Source organism: Bdellovibrio sp. HCB288 (assembly GCF_047305935.1).
Classification (GTDB): domain Bacteria; phylum Bdellovibrionota; class Bdellovibrionia; order Bdellovibrionales; family Bdellovibrionaceae; genus Bdellovibrio.
Genome location: NZ_CP178619.1, coordinates 3,140,275 through 3,157,613, shown reverse-complemented (window position 1 = coordinate 3,157,613; position 17,339 = coordinate 3,140,275). Strand labels below are relative to the sequence as shown.

The window sequence follows — 17,339 nt, the reverse complement described above, 5'->3', positions numbered from 1 at the left end:
AATTACTTATTCAAACCTTTGCAGGTTTTCAAAGAAAGATCTTCCTGAGTTTCAAGATTTAACTGGTTTTCTTGAATGAGTTTACGAATATCCATCCATAGCAAATTATAGTGCCATTCACGAGGTGCTTTGTCAGATATACCATGGTCTGGGATCAGTTTTAGATCCTTGGTGGCCATTAGAGTTTTTAAAACCTCTGGGTTTTGACGGATCTTTTCAATTAATACATCCCAGATTAATTGATAATGTTCCTGGGGTTCTTTGGTTGCAAATGGAATGACTTTGCCTTCAAAGGTCACCCAATTCGCATCGTTTTTATCCATCAAGAAGTTTGCATAATTTCCTGCAGATTTTGCTGCATATCCATTGAATTGAGACACTTGCTCACGCGTATATTTCCAGTTTTTAGCCCAAGCCCAGCGCGGATCATTTTGGCCTTCAGGATATTTCATCATCTGCCAGAAAGCTTCGACCGTGGGATAACAAACCCCATGGAATACAAAGGATGCTTCAGAGAAATTCGACAAAATACCCAGCTCATTTCGTTTGCTTAAAACAACCTCCATAAAGCCTGCATCTTGAGGCAATATTTCCCAGGTTTTTCCATCCTTTTTAGGAACCGGTTTCCACCAATGTGCCGGATAGCCGGATTGCCATGAATTATCAGGTTTTTGAGTCTCATTAAGGGGGGTATTTTCGGGGTTCTTTGGGGTTTCATTTTTAAGTGTGCAGGCAGCCAGGATAAACCCAGCAAAAAGAGCAAGAATTAACGAAAAGGCAGCCTTAACCATAGAAACTCCCAATAAAGGACCCAAACAAACAGGTCTAGAACATTGGGGGAAAGCCTAACAGAGCCTTGATTCAGAAGACAAATCTGAAAGAATCAATGAAGCGGGCTATTAAAGCAAAGATATCCCAAATCAAATCTATAGCTTTTAAACGGCTAAATCAGCCTCAATTCAAATACACACCCTAACTCAATGTTACATAATATAACTTATCAGAAGTATTTATAAGCCTCTTCCTGCGTTAATTTATAGGACTAATTCATCAACTTTTGCTTCGATCTATTCAATAAAATAGATTACTTCTCCATGAAGATCATTAATTGGGTACTAGAAAACTTTGGCTCTATTATCTTGTTTCAAATCACCCAGCATTTTTATGGGTTGAAACCTGCTATTGCCGCAGCCTTGGTTTTTTCTGTGGTTCAAATCATTCTTTTGAAACTTAAAAAGCGCCATTTTAATTCGTTTATGATTATTTCCTTCGTATTGATCTGTGGATTTGGACTGGTAGATCTGCTTTCGACAAATAATGAGTTCTTCAAATACGAATCTGGAATACTAAGTCTCTTAATGGGAGCCTATTTTGGAGCTTCATTGTTTAGGCCGAAGTCTTTGGTGGAAGAAGTCTCTGAACAACAAGGGCGAGTTTCTACTGAACCGTCTCCAGATAAAACATTCTTCTTTAGATTGATTACTTTGTTTTGGCTGATCTATTTTGTCGCGAAAGCCTTGATCTACTTCTGGATCGCGTTGAATTCATCAATAGAAGTTTCATTTATCTTCAGAATGATTTTTGGAACTGGCAGCTTTTATATTTTACTGGCAGTCACCATTGGGTTCAGTCAGAAAATTTGGAATTTACTGTTAAAGCTGAAATGGATGCCTTCAACAAGAGGGGAGTAGTTTCCCCTATCCCCTGCCAAATTCAATTTTTTACCTAATAAGGTTTTCGAATGCAAAATCAGCTTACTTATCTGTTCTCTCTAATGAGTTATTTGCTTTTATCGTTTCTATACTTTGTGGAGCGTGATTTCAGTACGGCTTTTTGGGCTTGGATTGGTATTTTAATCGCTAAAATCTTAATCAAACCTTTGCGGCAACATTTTTATCTGTTTTTAACTATTGGGATTTGCTTTTCATTCTTTAGGTTTCTAACGATTTTCGATGAACGTTACTTGGCATGGCCGGTTGATTTCTTTTTGACGACGTTGATTGGTTTTATATTTTTAAAATACGTTCTTAAGAAGCCCGTCGATCGTTTGAAATGGTCATTTTCTTTTTCACGCTGGGAACTTGCATCAGTATTTATCATTAATATTCCTTCCATAGCCATATTGTATTGGTACTACAATGCCCATCCTGAAGTTTCCAATATGTGGCCAGTTTTGAACGTGCCAATGTGGAGTTTGCCAATTCTTGTTTTAGCCATCGCTTTGGTTAATGGATTGCGTGAAGAGATTTTTTATCGGGGATTCATACAAAATAACACTCACACCCACTCACCTGTTTGGTATGTTGTTGGGCTTCAGGCTGTATTGTTTGGCTTTTTACATTTCTCGAATGCATTTCCACAAGGCTGGATGGGGGTCTTACTAACAGCCCTGTGGGGAGCTGCCATTGCAATTCAGTACAGGATATTCAAATCGTTTTCATTGGCCTGGTTAACCCACGCCATGGCTGATGCGATAATGTTTTCAATTATTTTAATGACTCGTTAAAGCGGATCAGGAAAATTCACGGGGCCTTACCGCCACGAATTTTCAGATATTCTTCGGCGTTCTTTTTCACCAGGGATTCGATATGGTTCTTTGCAATCGTAGCTTTCAACTGTTTCTCTATGTTGGATCTATCTTTTATGAATGAACTCTTTCTTGAAATTGCAAAGAAAAATTCTGCCGAATAAACTTCCGGTTGAAGCATTTCGATCTTATCCGCGAGTCCAGCTTCTTTAATAACCAGATCTCCCACGAAATTACTATAGATCACGGTATCGATTCTACCTGACGCCAACATCAGAAATAGCTGTCGAATCGTTTTGATGCGTTCAACTTTTATTTCTTTTCTATGAGAACTTAAAAACAGTTCAAAACGTTCCATATAGCGATCACCAATCAGTATCCCCAGGGTTCTGCCTTTCAGCGAATCCCATGATTTGAATTGAAACGGATCGCCTTTTTTAACGTAAACGACGGCTTTGTTTTTGATCAATGGAACCAAAATAAAATCCAGGTATTTTTCGCGATTTACATTTTTGTAGATTCCGACAATGCCATCGATCTCGCCTTTTTCAGCAATACTTTGCACTCGAGGCCAAGGTCCAACATAAATGGTTTGCGTTGGAATATTCAATTTCCGTAAAGATTCATTAATTATATCAGGAAAAACACCGGCTATTTGATCACCCGACTTAAACATCAATGGTGGAAATTCGGGGTGACCAGATATTTTAAAAACGTCGGCGCCAAAGGTAGGAGAATGGAACAGAAAAATAAGACAAACCAACCAGACATACAGCATTTCAGAAGTATTGGTTAGATTTGTCCTGTTCGCAACTTTTATAACGGGTCTGAATCAAGGTGGCTTTTTGATTCGCAACCAAGACGGGCTTTTGTGGACTCACCTTTCAATAAAAGCTGAACGCGTTTCATGGAATTAAACATCGGAATTGTTTCCGGGATTTCAGAAATCGCACTTAATTTGCTCTGCATGTCTTTGATCTGCAAACGCACCGGACTGCCATCTACTGTATTGATATCCACAAAGAATTTAAATCCGTGAATCACCATATAGAATTCCGGCACTTCCAAATCCGGTGTCCAGCTGTAAGTGTAATCGTCATTAATACTTAACGTACAAGTCACCTGAACGTTGAATAACGCAGGCCCATTTATAAAGCCGAATATCCCTTGTTGCTTTCTTGCTGTGTTTTCTAACACTTCATTGACCTGACGATTCAATTCAAAATCAGAAAGACCCGAGTACATCAAACCAATAATTTGGCGCGTTCTGTAAGAACTGCCATCACCATAGGTCTTACGAAGAGCAAAGTACATTTGCTCATGCAACATGATAGCGGATTTTTGAAACGACGAAAACACGGGCAAATTCCAGACTCGATTTGAGTATGTCACGTCCCCGTCCGTCGCATCTGCCAACTGGACGTAAGAAACAACACCGCCGGGACAACTTGAAACCGGTGGTTTGTACCGAAGTTCAGCATCAGGAATGTAACTCAATGGATAATCCACACCGCGCATTTTGAATCTTAGATCCAAAGGATTGGTTTTCATGATGGAGGCAAGTCGTGGCAAGACTCTGTTGATGTAGTTATGCTGTTCCTGCAACAAATCCCAGGCGTTGCCGGCTTTCTCTGTCAATTTGCCGGGGCTGTAGAATTCAACCTTGGTCAAATCAGCTGCTTTAATCCAAATGACTTCACCAGTATTCGAGTTTCTGCAAGCCCAACCGCCACCGCCGTTATTTACCCGCGGAGCCGCCCAAGCAGTTGTCGCCAAAAATGTCGCAAAAAGAATCAATAACGATTTCATAAAAGTCCCTTGGTAGGATTTTTGGTCAAAGAGAAAAACTGCAGATTGATTTGATAAACTTCTTCGCCAGGATTTTTTTCGATATCGCGAATGAATTGATCCATAAAAAGGCGCAGACGTTTTTTTGCCTTTGGAATATCGGCTCTTAAAATCGGAATCGAGGCATTTTGAAATTCGATTTCCTCAGTCGGTTGTGCGGAAAGGGCCAGCCCCGCCAGATAGTTCTGCTGGCGATGGTTTTCGCGAACAGCCTGGGAAGGGATATCATGGGGAGTCTGGATATCACCATCGTTCATAACGGCGTACTTGCCGTTTTCTTTGACGATAAAACCAAGCTTGATCAGACGGTGAAAGGATTCCTTGGCAATTTCATGGGGGATTCCCAATCGCTCCCCGATCCATTTCCCAGTTCCCTTGAAGTCTTTAGTGTTTAACAGCGCCAAAATTGCAAAGTGATGCCACTCGGCCACAGCCTTAAAGCTATCCTGGGAAATCACGGATTTGGTATTGCGCTGAACCTTTAGAATACGTGCGCGCAGCTGCTGACCACTGCGCGAGCTTTCATGTAACTGATCCCGGGCCACCAAACGCATCAAATGAGCTTCTTCTTCAGGGGACATATCCAGGATCTGACTGATCTTGCTGGCAGCACCGATTGAAAGAGTCTTTTGTGAGTTCATCACCCGCGACAAGTAAGAGTGGCTGATGCCAGCTATGCGCGCGAAGCTGCGCAGGCTCAGGTTGCGATGCGCGACCTTGCTGGCAAATAGGTCTTTAAGGAAAGTTTGATAGTCCTGGTATTCTAAAGGCGAAATCATGAGAGCTTTATAGTAGAGGCAATTCAGGATGTCCACACCAGTGGTGCCCAGAGGTAACCATTACTTACTGAAAACAAAATAGACTCCCCCCAAAGGGGTGTATACTCTCTGAAACCTTATAAATAGTTCCCAAATACCGCTAAATTAGTGCCTGCCATCAGCTTCTTTCATTTTTCTAACGACGATTTCTATCGTTTCAGAATCAATCTGGGCCTTTTTCATCAAAGAGACGGCCCGGCTAAAATCATCTGAATCAATAGCTTCGAAAAAATCATCCAGCTTTCCGATGGCTGCAATTTGCTCTAAAACTTCCGTGCCTTCAAAATCAGATTCATCCATGGAATCTCCAATCAGTTTATGGCTAGAATAATATGATTATTTGAGATTACAACCTGAGTGATGGGGTTAACCAGCTCCAGATGGACGTGGGGCTTCCCCGGGGCATGGTTGCCAATTACGGAATTGTTATCAATGCGAAAACGCCGTTTGCCATCGGCACTGACAAAAACGCCGCTGCCGGCTTTGCCAATTTGCTTATAGCCATCCCCCATCCATCGCTCCCCCATAGCCAATGCTTCGGTCTGATTGACAGTGTAGCGACTGGTGATGTTTCCCTGACCTTCAATAGTCTCAATGATCACGGAATCGATCAGTTGATGGTCGATCTTTTCATTCAGGAACAGGGATGAGATTGGGGCAGTCTTTTGCTCAAAAACACTCGTACAGGCAAGATTCGGGGATGCGGCTGCATCCACAACTGCAAGGACAGTCAGGACGAAGGCGGCAATAAGTGAATTTTTAAACAGTTTACGTACGAAATCCATCAGGGCATATCTTGCGAAATCCAGACCGCCTTGAGATTAAATATGAAGGCCCTCATGCTCTTAAAGGGCTCAAAACTATCGACAGGGGCCGTTTTTCGCGGGCCCACAGGGAAGTTATTGGTAGTGATAAAGGCGCGCCTTGATCTCGGAAATGCGCTCTTCAACAAAGGCTGTGGGGTCCGGTTGAGGCACTGGCGCCCCCGAAGTCAGTTCCGCCAGAGCTTGCTCATAGTAAGGTTGGGCTTCAGCGTATTTGCGTAAGTCATAGTAGGTGTTGGCGATATTCAGTGCGGGCGCTTTTTTGAGCCCAGGATTATGTTTCGATTTTTCTTCCAGGTCCAAATACAAATCCAGAGATTTATTTAAATCCCCCAGATAGTTGTAATATGCGGCTTCTTGAAACTTCTGTTCTTCCTGAGGATAGAAGTCCGCAATCATATTTAGCACAACATCTTTGTATTTATCTTTAAATTCCGGATTTCTAAGCTTGGATCTTAAAAAGGAAATAAGGTTGTCGTTGGCGCGCGCGTTTCCGGCCGACTTAAAGTCCTGATACATTTTCACAGGGTCATCGGTTAATACACAAGCTTCGCCCTGAAAACATCTTGAAACCATGCTTTCAAAGTTGCCGGCATTCAACTCCAGGACTTTGGCTTCCGGTTTGGGAGCATCCAAAAGCTTTACCTGATCCGTTCCTGTGGATAGTTGCACGCGATTGAGCATGTTTTCCGGAATAACGGGAGGCTTCATCTCCCCGACCTCACCTCCAGCCTCAATATCAGTGTCTGTCTTCTTGGGATAGAAAATAACAAACACAACGATAAGGATGACTAATACAATCAGGATCGCCAGGGCTTTTTTATTTTTGAATATTTCCATACAAACCTTACTGAAGTTTCTCTAACTGATTTTGTTTTTCCTGCAACAGGTCACGTATAGATCGAATCACGTCTTCCTGACCTTGTAAATTTCTTTCAGCCTGTTGCACTTGAGATTGCGCCGACATTTGGGTAAGACGATTTTGCCGATAGGAGTACTCCAAACGTTGGATGTCCTCGCGCAGGGAACTGATCTCTTCCTGAATCTCCTCTCGCGCCGCTGAATTATCACTGGCCGCCTGTCGGGCCTGTTGCTGCATTTGCTGTGCCTGCTCCAGGGCTTGCGCTGCCAATTGAAGTTTTTGAACTTTCATGTCCTGCAGAGCCTGTAGCTGTTCATCAAGCACCGACTGGATCTCCTGAACTTTTTGATCCCGCAGATTCAGGTAGTTGTAATTCGACTTCCAATATTCCAGATCCTCCTGGGTCTTCTTAACCAGGCTTTCCTGTTGTAAAATGTTTTGATCCATTTGCTCGGAGTAATAGCGCAGGGACACACTCTGCGCACTGAGGGCCTGTTGGATCTCCTGCTGCAGCCCGCCTTGAGTCATCTGGTCGTTATTAAGGGTTTCATTTAAAGATTGGATTTCCTGGTAGGCCTGACTGACCTGATTTCTATAATTGAGCTCAATACGATCGGGATTACTTCGCTGTCGTAATTGATCAAGGTATTGCTTTTGGGTATCGAGCTTTTGATTCTCCTGAAGGAGCTGCTCAGAAAGAGCCTGCACCTCTTGTTGCAGCTGAGTCTTTTTAAGTGCATTTTCCGGTGCATTGGCTTGAGACGGATCTGCGACTGCCGCGGTCCGCCTCTTGATTAGTTTTTCGGTATCATCCTTGGATTCAGTTACGAGCGCCTGTGTTTTCTTTAGTTCCTTGCCGAACTTGGTAAACCAAATACCAAATCCGACAACAATCAGGACCACCAAAATAAACAACGAGTTTTTCGTCATCAATCCCGCCTATACCGGAATCTCCACAATCGAGCGAATTCCGTTTCGAGCTGTCATCGCATGCACCACGGCACGAAGGCCCATGATGGTTTTACCTTGGGCTCCAATAACCTGTCCCAGGTTGTCCTTAGCGCAATTCACCCGGTACACCGTGGTCTTGGGACCTACATAGGTTGTGACGGTGACGGTGTCTGGCTGATCCACCAGAAAACGCACCATTTTTTCAATTAAAACGCGAATCTCCTCGCGATATTCATCCGCATTGACGTCATCGCCCTTGATGCGATTTTCATCCTTGAAACCTTTGTAGGGCTCAAAATCATTCATGGTGAAACTCCTCTAATAAAATCAGAAACCCCGTGGCGGTCAAAACTGCAGTGAAAGCCATGGACCGGAGCTGAGTGCGCCTGGAATCCCAATTGTTGTGCTATGTTTACGAAAAGCTGTGATCCTTCTTGAAATCCGAAATTGTCTCCCCGACCCGTTGAAACATAATAAGAAGGCTTCAACATTCCTATCGGGTATCGCTCCGGAAGTTTCAAAGCACTATGAACATCCCAATCGTTGGCATCGCTGATGTACTGTCTGGAAATTCCAATCAAAGAATCCACCAGCAGAGTTTCTGCCCGGGTGCGCTTGATATAATCACGGATTTCCTGAGGGGTGGAATAAGGGCCAACAACGGTGACGGCAGGACAAAGCAAAACGACCCGCTCAAAATAGCCCGGAAGTCGCAAGCTGGCTTGAACCGCATTAAAGCCACCCATAGATTGACCGATCAACATTCGCCGGCCTTGGCGAAGACCGCCCAGCTGATCTTCTAAATAGGGTAAAATCTGATCGCGAAATAGTGATAAATACTGGTGCTTTTGATTTTCAACCATCATCCACACACGACCAAAGGATATCGTGACCACCGTGGGTTCGTAACCGTCGCTCATCCATTTCCGCGCAATGGATCTGGTGTCATTCTTATTGAACCAGGATTTTTCTGTCGCAGAAATTCCGTGAAAGAAATAAACGATGTCCTGATTGCGACTGCGATCAACATTGTTAACACAAAATTTTACATTAGTGCCGCTGAATACTTTAGAAGAGCAATGGGCTTCCAGGACACCCGCAAATGATGTCCTTAGGGAAAATAGCGAAAACAACGCCACAATTAGCGCAAGTCCTCTCACGGTTGCCTCCATTTCGGATAGGCTCCTCTATGAGATTCTTGAAATCAATTTGCAATGTCGAAATCTTCACGAACTCTGTGTTTAGACACGAGAGTTTGCTCACCCGTATTCAGGCAGCGCAGGTAAAAATGATTGTACCCAGTGTTGGTGATCACAAAACGACTTGGGTTCTTTGGTGAAATCTTTTTCGCAAGGACAGACCCCACATCCAGAGTCTCGTACTTCTTCAGCAGCTTTTGCGAAACATGCGAGCGATAGATATGTAACGCCACTGCTGAAACTAAAAACGCAAATGCTGTTGATCCACATACGGCCCAATGAAATTTTCTTTCCAGCAATAAAGTAAAAGAAACCGGAGCCAGAACCGAGACCAAAACGATAGCTCCAGTCAGGCGGCGTTCCTGTTTTTGATACTTTTTAAATTCGTCGGAAAATGAAGACATCGGCAAACCCTCTCGATGGGAGACTCCTATAAAACCACGAAAGGTTAATGAACATCGAGTCCAGAATTGGTTAAAGTTTTGTTGAAGAAATATTTTGCCGCTGCGTTTCCGTTACTGACAGCTTCTTTGCGCTGATGTTTGCTTAAGGAACTCAGTGAGGTTTTTATGCAACTTTTGCTTTCGCTCCTATTTGCGACCCCGGTTTTTGCTTCCAACCATTTTCAGGACAGCCAAACCTGCCCGGATCTTGTTGAGCGCGGTGGATCCATCCAAGTCCAGGTTCGTCCTACAGATAAAGGCAATTGCTTCCTTTCTGTTGGCAACTACAAACTAAACACAATGTTTTATCGTAATTACCTTTTTGCAGCCGATGGCAATCTAATGGTTTTCAATTCCTTCGGATCCGGTCCCATTTCCGAAACGACAGGGGCTCGTGAGTTTTATTTCTTCCCACGTCGTTCCAAGTACCCGACATTCACATGGAACGAGGAGCAACGTCAGCTTGTGGTGACCTCCACAACGGGTGATGAATATTACTTCGACTATGAAACAGCTGAATTGAAGGGATCAAACAAGGCCGTCACCCAAGTCGCTGCCGAAATTTCAAAAACAAATGGCGGGGGCGTGGAAATCAAAAAATATAAAGGTCTGGTTTTCGATGCCGGATTTAAAATGGGGGCAGCACCCACCAGCAATCCTCGCGCAAAAGGTACTTTCACAGATGAAACCGGCAGAACCTGTGCCATCAGCATCGGGGATATCTTTAGTTATACTGAAGATATGGATCCTTACGTGAAGTACACTGATAAGAATCTGGCAAAGTTCTTAAAGAGCAAATGCTCGAAATTGAAATTCCCGACACTTTAATAAATCAAAATCAGAAGGGGAGTCCAACCACTCCCCTTCTGATTTTTCTGGACTCCCCTGCGTAATCTACGACTAAATCTTCATGTGGTTTCTTAAGACCCAGACTGCACCTCAAGTAAATTCGAAGGTTCTTTAGACGGTAAAAACCTATAGGCTTGAAATTGCAGGAGGTTTTGTGCGCGCATTTCAATGGATTACCAGCATGTTGTTATTAAGTTCATGTACGACGATGACGAATCAAATTCCTGAGATGACCTATACGGATGAGATCTACACCCCAGCCCCTTTCATCCCACATACGGGCGATGGACCTTTTAAAAACTATCTGGCGTACAATCTTAGCCATGATGGCTACCAGCCGATCCTGAAACAGCTGCAGACTTTGCTAAAAACCCCACTAAAAAGTCGCGGCGAATCCCACATCACAGTTGTGACGCCGGTTGAATTTGACAAAGTTCTTAGCCGCCGCCTGAAGATGCAGGATATCCATTCCCTTGCTGAAAACATGCAGCTGCAAAAAAGCCCATATCACCCCCTATGTCTGGGACAAGGTCGCGTGAATCTGAATGGAAAAGAGGAAAGCACGTATTTCGTGGTGGTGGAGTCTGAAGCCCTTTTCAAGATCCGCAAAGCAATTGAGGAGCTTTATATCCGTAAAGGTGGGAAATCTGGTGAATTTAAAGCGGAATTGTTTTTCCCGCACGTGACCTTGGGGTATACTGAGCGCGACTTACACTATGAAGATGGCGTTGTTAAAGATGCTGCCAGCTGCGTATACAAAATGGAGCCCGGTCCCCGTTCTAAATGATAGCCACAGATCCACAAACTCTAATTCCATGCCCGTATGAAAAGACCTGCTCTGGCTGCCAGTTGCTGGATATTCCCTATGGTTATCAGATAAAGAAAAAAACCAGTGAACTGAGTCAGCTTTTAAAAGAACATGGCATCCATACGCCTTCCCAGATCGACTTTATGTCAGCCGGTGCAGCTTACTTACGGGACCGCCTGGATTTCAGCCTGCAAGAGGGCCGACTGGGGCTCTATGGCAAAAACTCCCGGGAGATCGTGGATATTGAAGTGTGTGCCCAGCTTTCGCCAGAACTGCAAAAATGGTACACCGAGTTTCGCAAAATCAAATGGCCCTTCACCAAGGGATCCATCCGCTTGCGTGTCGGTCCTGATGGCAAACGAGGTGCGTGGCTGGATTTTGCCAATATCGACATCAAAGCTCTTTTGGATGAACAGTTGATTCTTAAGTCATTATTAGAACATGCCTTTGTTGAAATCGGTCAGCGCCGCAAAGTTCCCGTGTGGACCGGCAATGAGTTTAAACTTAAAGATCCCGAGCTAAATACTTGGTTTACGACGTGGATTCAGGAAGTTCCAGTGCCTCTTTACTGCCACATCGCAAGTTTCACCCAACCAAGCCTTAAAGCAAACACTCTGATCGCTGATAAGATCTCCACATGGGTGGGCCAATTTCCCGACGCCAGAATCATTGAATTCGGCTCTGGCATTGGCAATCTGACGATACCAGCACTTGCAACAGCGAAAACTGTTTTGGCTTGTGAAATCGATGCACTTTCTTTGGAGGGACTTGAGAAAACAGTTCTTATGTTACCCTCCAATTTGAAAGATCACGCTGCGAAATTAACAATCTATCGTGGTGATTTTCAAAAGAAGATCCTGCAGGATTTCTCTCAATTCGATGGGGTCTTGGCGAATCCGCCCCGTTCAGGCTTGATGGGATTTTTAAACCCTTTGGAATCATTGCAGCCACAACAAAGGCCGCCGTTTTTTATCTATATGTCGTGCTTTCCAGAGTCGATGGCCAAGGACATGCAGCGCCTGCAGTCTTATGGCTATGAATTAACGGAAATAGCGATCGTGGATCAATTCCCACAGACCAACCACTACGAAGTTTTAAGTTTACTTCAAAGAAAATAGGCGAAGCCCGCAAAGCTTACCCGTCAGGTCGCCACCCAGAATCAATGACAAGGCCGGCAGAACGACCACACCCGTAAGAACAATTAAAGACGTGCGCACAAAGACTCGCAGAATGTAGCGGGATTCCAAGCGTTCATGGGGCTGACCCAATCGGATATTACAAGCCCATTCCCCGATGCTGGAACCCATGAATGCGCGCATGGCGATCAGATAAAGTCCGCTACTTAAAGCAAAGATTTCAGCGATGAGTAAAAGTTGAGAATCAGAATGAAAGAGCAGCTTTAACACCGACCCCGCAGAGGTTTTCATCAACAATGAAAACACAATCAGGAAAGCGCAGCTGATAGCAATTAAAACCAGGAAATCCACAAATGAAGCCAGCAGTGACCACAAAGCCAGGCGATAACCTTTGCGCTTGCGTAAGGGCCCGCCTTGAAATCCCGTGCCGACAAAACCCAAATCCTTGGAGGACTTAAAAACATCTTTCGACGGACCCCTTAAAGGCACAGGGGCTTCTCGTTTCCGAGGAGCCCGCTGTGGATTTTCTTGTTTTTCGATTTCGTGATTAAAAGTCATGTGACTTCTAGCGAACGCCGCCGTTGATCACAGTTCCTTCGGTCGTTCCGCCTTCAGAAGGAGGAGGTTCCGGAAGTACGATCGTCGGTGGAGTACAGACTCCGTTGACCAGAGTATTCGGAGAATCACACGTTGGATCCACCGGATTCGGCTCTGGAGTTTCAATCACAGTGCCCGGAGTCGTCGCCGTTGCTGTCGGTGAAGGCGTTGGTACCGGAGTTTCTACTGGAGTCTCGTATACAGGATCTTTTTGTTTCTTCTTCTTGTCTTTTTTCAACAACAGAAGACCTGCAAGAAGAAGTGTTAAACCAACACCCAGACCGATATAAAGGCCTTTCTTCTTACACCAGCTCCACTCAGAACATTCTTCTTCTTTCGCTACTTTTTCACCTGCACCAGCAGCGCCGACCGCAGCCGCACACACTTTAGGGTGATCACTGTCGCCTGAATCAGTTGGGGGAGCATTCGTGGATTCACAAACACACTCGCCACCGGCATTCATCTTAGTGCCAGCAACCTGTTTCGCACAATTGTCTTCTTTGATTGGCGGAGGAGCGATCGTGATTGGAGGACCTTGATCAACCAGGGCAGCCAAACCGAAGTAACGATCTCTCAAAGCATTACAAGCTTGAGCCTGGTCACCTTTGATATCAGAGCGAGTCACCCAAGAGTCTTTATCTTCCGGAGTTTTTACAGAACCACTTGTACAGAAGTCAGCAGCATTAGAGTAGTGCTGTCTTAAACCATCTGTATAGTTATCAAGACCATCCAAGCAGGCTTGTGAAACTGTTGATTCCCCATTCAATTTACAAAGTGAACCATCTTTGCCTTTTGCTGCCACGATGGATTGAATGATTTTTTCTTTACCCGCCGTCGTCAACGGAGCTCTCTCGTTACACTGATAGGTTGCCGTCTTAACAGACTGCTTAATACAGTGTGGTGTACCGTTATTGTCTTCGAAGCCAAAGATCATCGGATTACATGGCAAACCACCAGAGTTTGCACAGCTCTCAACTTTTGCTTTGATCGTGTCATTAAATGGAAGCTTGCGCGATTCCGCAATCAAAGTATCACGCCCCAAAGAGGCACGAGCACATGAGTTTTGGTGATAAGATGCAATCCAACCTGAAGCCACACACGGGCCCGTCGCTGCGTTTGCTTCCGGGATCATCAAACCCCATACATACTGTGTCGGATCCTCATAATTCAGGATCTCATTCATAGCGCCTTTTTTACCACCGGAAGTGAAAACTTTGTCTGCAGCCTCGGAAGCCGCTCTCATACGAAGCATGTAATCCACTTGCGCACGAAGAGTTGGAAGTTTCGCGATCTCGCGACCTTTCAAGAATCTTTTTTGCGTTGTGAATTTTGAAGTCTTCACAGTTTTTTCAACCGGAACCTGCAATGACTTTTTGATCATTGGATCTTTTGAAAGCTTAGCCACAAGATGATCTAGGTTCTTATATTTGCGAACGTCTTTTTCAGACAAATACACAGAATTGATTTTTACAAATCGATCTTCATCACCTGTGAAGGTCAAAGTCATGGTCTTGCCGTCATTCATCAACAAGTTCAGGCGAATCTGTTCCTGACCATCAGGACCTTTAAAGCTGGTCGCATCAACCTTTGGCATTGGTTCATTACCATTAAGACGAACCCATTGATCCAATTGGCTTTGCGATTGTTTCGGGAATACGTGACGAACACGTTGCCAGAATTGACCGACAGTTTGTTTTTGAGTGGAGATTTTCGTCTCTTTCAAAAACTGGTTAACCAATTGCTTTTGATTGGCCGCTGCTGCACCTTGTGCAACGGGAGCTATACAAAATGTAAATACAGACAAGCTCGCTGCAAGTGTTTTGATGGCTGACATCGGCTTCAATTTCAATCTCATAACGACCTCATAGTTGTGGTTCTTTTCGGTACATCACGGTAAATACTTAACAAGAACCTAGGCTTACCGACTAAAGTCCTCGATTTTATGCTAAACACGCTTTGTATTATGTTATGGGATTTCCTCAAATTCTCGAAGGATTCCTTCACGGACTGGACTATTTTTGACATAAAAAAAGCCCCCTCAAGAGGGAGCCTTCTTCGATTTTTTTAATGTTCCACTTCATCCGGTGGAAGTGGAGTCTCTGGCGGAGGGGTTGGGTATTGTGGAGGGGCGCTCATTTTACAGATCTCCACCGTCGTTCCCTTACCCGTCATCATATATAACTGTTCAATTTCGAGATTCGTCATGGCAATACAGCCCTGGGTCCAATTGTAGAATGGATGAACTGCGGTAACCAAAGCGTTTTTAGTCGGGTCATTAGGGAAACCGTGAATCATAATATCCCCGCCAGCAGACCTCCCTTTGGATTTTGCATAGGCGCGATCGGCCTTGTTGGGATAATTAATATGCAACCCACGGTAGTAAAGACTCTCAGGGTTTTTGGAATCAATAAGGTAAGTTCCCTCTGGTGTCTTGTTGTCGCCCTCAAACTGTTTGTGACCGAATGGTGCGCCACCAAAAGCCACATCATAGGACTTCAAAACCACATCCGATCGCAAAGCATAAAGCTTCTTGCGATCTTTGGAGATAACGATGCGGTCGACCTTTGTGCCATCGATAAAAAAGTTCTTAAATTGTTCAGAATTCAAACGAGGCAACTGATCCAGACGAGTGATATCGTCGCAATAAGAAGCCGATTTAGAGAATGCCAAACTTCCCGAACCCACGATAATCAAAGATACCAAGATAGACAGTGTTTTCATGGGGGTCGTTATAGCTCAGCCAGAACCTAAAACAAAGAATTGCTTCGGATATTTCTCTTTTATAATTAAAAAGGGGCCCATGCGTTGGAGCCCCCGGGAAGCCATGTCCTTTTTTCAAGGAATTATTGGGTAAATACACTAGAGGAACAGGATTGGATGCAGCTTTCTTGAGACAGCGAAACCCGCTTATCCATGCAAGCTGTCGTGCCCTTATGACGAACCACCGACAATGTTCCCAGATTTGGTGTGTAGGACTTGGAGTTGATTTTAGCCAGGCACGCATAATATGCGTATTTCTCAAGTCCCGCCTTCATCTTTTCGCTGGTTGGAAGATAGTCTTTGGCAACGGAGTGATTGATGCCGACACCTTCTTTACTTGGTGAACTTTGTGCCACTGAAAAATCGAAACTTTCAGAAGTGATTTTACTGCAATCACTTGTGGTTCTGGCATTGGCAATACCAAATGGATCAGCACCCACTTTATCCACCAGCAACACGTGTCCTGGAACAGCCACGATATCCCCAGCTTTCAAACTCATATCCGGCGTGACAGAGATTTTATTCAGGCAAGTCAGACCATTCTTAGTAGGCTCCACAAAAGCCGTGGAACCCCAGGCCCAGGAGTCAGACCCCTTCAGCGCCCGCCCTTCCTTGACTCGCAAACCCACCGTCGCCATGGAGGAATAAACATAGGCCGAGCAGTCGATACCCAAAACGCTGGTACCACTGCCGCTGTTTTTAAAGAAATTGATCGGTGATGTTGTGGCTGTCGTCGCGTAGGGTTTGCCACCGTAATCATAGATCAGCGGATTCTGGCGTACATTAAAGCAGCTGGATGGATAATTGGATTCTTCTTTAATATACGGATGAGTGGCTTGAACTTTTGCAAGACTCGCGATCATACGTTTATTGCCGACGCCATCAGAATGTTTTCCTGTAATGGAAATCCCCTGAATATCGCTGACACTGTCATCCAACGCGGGAATCTTAACACTGTTGCAGGACTGATAAGCGGTCGCCAAAGCCCAACGCTCTCCGAATACAGCCAATGGCACTCCTGCCGCCACCGCTTGTTTTTTATGGTATTCAAAGTCGGAATTAACCACCACTTCGGGCGTGGAAGGCTCTTCTGTTTCCGTTTCAGTGCCCGCTGTGGAGTTGGAACCTGAATCTTCAGGACATTCCAATTCCATGGACTTTACCGTAGTTGAAAGCTGAGTGAAATTGGCACGAACACGATCCTGCATGTATGAACGGAAGGTTGTGGAGCGATCACCCACATCAATGGCTGAAAGTAAAATCAGTAATTGGTCAGAGTTTTCCACACGCTCACCTTGCGGTGCTTCCGCTAAGAGTGAATCCACCAAGCCATCCAGATCTTTTTGGACCCGCTCGGCTTGTGCTGAAGTCATGCGAGGGTTTTCCTGAGCCAGCTTTTGCACGTGGATTTTCATCGCAGATTTCAACTCTTCCGCCGTGGGAATCGTTTTTTGCTCAATTAAATAACTTTTTAAACCGTCGTAGAGTTTTTCTTCCAGCTTTTGATTTTTACAAGCAATGTCTGAAACGGTCTGAGATGCCATATCATCAATAGCAACAGGAAGTTGTTGCCCACAAGCAGCTAAAAAAACGGATGCGCTTAAGGATAATACCAAGTTTCTCATGGGAAACTTATCGGTTTAACGACGCAGCTGCCTAACCGTTTTCGGCAAAAAATTTTCGCTCGACTAGACTAAAAAATAGTCACTATACTCAT

The 17,339-nt window shown here is 44.6% G+C and carries 20 protein-coding genes; 5 read left to right on the top strand and 15 right to left on the bottom strand.

Annotated features, from left to right (window positions below; genetic code table 11):
- Positions 1-2: 2 nt before the first annotated feature.
- On the bottom strand, positions 3-791 hold the full coding sequence (locus ACLVWR_RS15470; RefSeq protein ID WP_413581511.1) for an NADAR family protein: 789 nt from the start codon (positions 789-791) through the stop codon (positions 3-5).
- A 303-nt stretch (positions 792-1,094) separates the two neighbouring features.
- On the opposite strand from ACLVWR_RS15470, the gene ACLVWR_RS15465 reads away from it, so the two are divergent.
- Together ACLVWR_RS15465 and ACLVWR_RS15460 are read left to right on the top strand one after the other, a co-directional pair.
- Positions 1,095-1,691, top strand: a complete 597-nt coding sequence (locus tag ACLVWR_RS15465; protein WP_413581510.1) for a septation protein IspZ — start codon at positions 1,095-1,097, stop codon at positions 1,689-1,691.
- A gap of 50 nt (positions 1,692-1,741) precedes the next feature.
- On the top strand, positions 1,742-2,506 hold the full coding sequence (locus ACLVWR_RS15460) for a CPBP family intramembrane glutamic endopeptidase (RefSeq protein ID WP_413581509.1): 765 nt from the start codon (positions 1,742-1,744) through the stop codon (positions 2,504-2,506).
- A 16-nt stretch (positions 2,507-2,522) separates the two neighbouring features.
- Here ACLVWR_RS15460 and ACLVWR_RS15455 read toward each other — a convergent pair whose 3' ends face one another.
- The 10 genes from ACLVWR_RS15455 to ACLVWR_RS15410 form a co-directional block, all read right to left on the bottom strand.
- Positions 2,523-3,137: a substrate-binding periplasmic protein gene (locus ACLVWR_RS15455; protein WP_413581508.1), complete on the bottom strand. Its 615-nt coding sequence runs from the start codon at positions 3,135-3,137 to the stop codon at positions 2,523-2,525.
- A gap of 206 nt (positions 3,138-3,343) precedes the next feature.
- Positions 3,344-4,336, bottom strand: coding sequence for a hypothetical protein (locus ACLVWR_RS15450; protein WP_413581507.1), 993 nt, complete (start codon positions 4,334-4,336; stop codon positions 3,344-3,346).
- Complete coding sequence (locus ACLVWR_RS15445) at positions 4,333-5,154, bottom strand: TIGR02147 family protein (protein WP_413581506.1); 822 nt, start codon at positions 5,152-5,154, stop codon at positions 4,333-4,335. The genes ACLVWR_RS15450 and ACLVWR_RS15445 overlap by 4 nt, the downstream gene beginning before the upstream one ends.
- 144 nt (positions 5,155-5,298) lie before the next feature.
- Entirely contained in the window at positions 5,299-5,493 is a 195-nt protein-coding gene (locus tag ACLVWR_RS15440; protein ID WP_413581505.1) for a hypothetical protein, read from the bottom strand.
- An 11-nt stretch (positions 5,494-5,504) separates the two neighbouring features.
- Positions 5,505-5,978, bottom strand: a complete 474-nt coding sequence (locus ACLVWR_RS15435) for a hypothetical protein (protein ID WP_413581504.1) — start codon at positions 5,976-5,978, stop codon at positions 5,505-5,507.
- A 114-nt stretch (positions 5,979-6,092) separates the two neighbouring features.
- On the bottom strand, positions 6,093-6,857 hold the full coding sequence (locus tag ACLVWR_RS15430) for a tetratricopeptide repeat protein (RefSeq protein ID WP_413581503.1): 765 nt from the start codon (positions 6,855-6,857) through the stop codon (positions 6,093-6,095).
- 7 nt (positions 6,858-6,864) lie between these two features.
- Positions 6,865-7,809 carry a hypothetical protein gene (locus tag ACLVWR_RS15425; protein WP_413581502.1) on the bottom strand — a complete coding sequence of 315 codons (945 nt, stop codon included), beginning with the start codon at positions 7,807-7,809 and terminating at the stop codon, positions 6,865-6,867.
- Positions 7,810-7,818: 9 nt separating this feature from the next.
- A complete protein-coding gene (locus tag ACLVWR_RS15420; protein WP_340597442.1) occupies positions 7,819-8,136 on the bottom strand; it encodes a KH domain-containing protein in 318 nt (105 codons plus the stop codon).
- A complete protein-coding gene (locus ACLVWR_RS15415; protein ID WP_413581501.1) occupies positions 8,133-8,990 on the bottom strand; it encodes an alpha/beta hydrolase-fold protein in 858 nt (285 codons plus the stop codon). The genes ACLVWR_RS15420 and ACLVWR_RS15415 overlap by 4 nt, the downstream gene beginning before the upstream one ends.
- A gap of 44 nt (positions 8,991-9,034) precedes the next feature.
- Complete coding sequence (locus tag ACLVWR_RS15410) at positions 9,035-9,433, bottom strand: hypothetical protein (protein ID WP_413581500.1); 399 nt, start codon at positions 9,431-9,433, stop codon at positions 9,035-9,037.
- 165 nt (positions 9,434-9,598) lie between these two features.
- Between ACLVWR_RS15410 and ACLVWR_RS15405 the strand changes: the two genes are divergently transcribed.
- From ACLVWR_RS15405 to ACLVWR_RS15395, 3 genes are all read left to right on the top strand, one after another.
- Positions 9,599-10,300 (top strand): hypothetical protein, encoded by a 702-nt coding sequence (locus tag ACLVWR_RS15405; RefSeq protein ID WP_413581499.1) that lies wholly within the window; start codon positions 9,599-9,601, stop codon positions 10,298-10,300.
- Positions 10,301-10,475: 175 nt separating this feature from the next.
- On the top strand, positions 10,476-11,108 hold the full coding sequence (locus tag ACLVWR_RS15400; protein ID WP_413581498.1) for a hypothetical protein: 633 nt from the start codon (positions 10,476-10,478) through the stop codon (positions 11,106-11,108).
- On the top strand, positions 11,105-12,247 hold the full coding sequence (locus ACLVWR_RS15395) for an RNA methyltransferase (RefSeq protein WP_413581497.1): 1,143 nt from the start codon (positions 11,105-11,107) through the stop codon (positions 12,245-12,247). The genes ACLVWR_RS15400 and ACLVWR_RS15395 overlap by 4 nt, the downstream gene beginning before the upstream one ends.
- Here ACLVWR_RS15395 and ACLVWR_RS15390 read toward each other — a convergent pair.
- The 4 genes from ACLVWR_RS15390 to ACLVWR_RS15375 all read right to left on the bottom strand — a co-directional run bounded on the left by ACLVWR_RS15390 (position 12,230) and on the right by ACLVWR_RS15375 (position 17,247).
- Positions 12,230-12,754, bottom strand: a complete 525-nt coding sequence (locus ACLVWR_RS15390; protein WP_413581496.1) for an RDD family protein — start codon at positions 12,752-12,754, stop codon at positions 12,230-12,232. The two genes, ACLVWR_RS15395 and ACLVWR_RS15390, sit on opposite strands and share 18 nt — an antisense overlap.
- 76 nt (positions 12,755-12,830) lie before the next feature.
- Positions 12,831-14,717 (bottom strand): hypothetical protein, encoded by a 1,887-nt coding sequence (locus ACLVWR_RS15385; protein ID WP_413581495.1) that lies wholly within the window; start codon positions 14,715-14,717, stop codon positions 12,831-12,833.
- A gap of 209 nt (positions 14,718-14,926) precedes the next feature.
- A complete protein-coding gene (locus ACLVWR_RS15380; RefSeq protein ID WP_413581494.1) occupies positions 14,927-15,583 on the bottom strand; it encodes a L,D-transpeptidase family protein in 657 nt (218 codons plus the stop codon).
- Between the two features lie 122 nt (positions 15,584-15,705).
- Positions 15,706-17,247, bottom strand: a complete 1,542-nt coding sequence (locus ACLVWR_RS15375) for a hypothetical protein (RefSeq protein WP_413581493.1) — start codon at positions 17,245-17,247, stop codon at positions 15,706-15,708.
- Positions 17,248-17,339 lie beyond the last annotated feature (92 nt).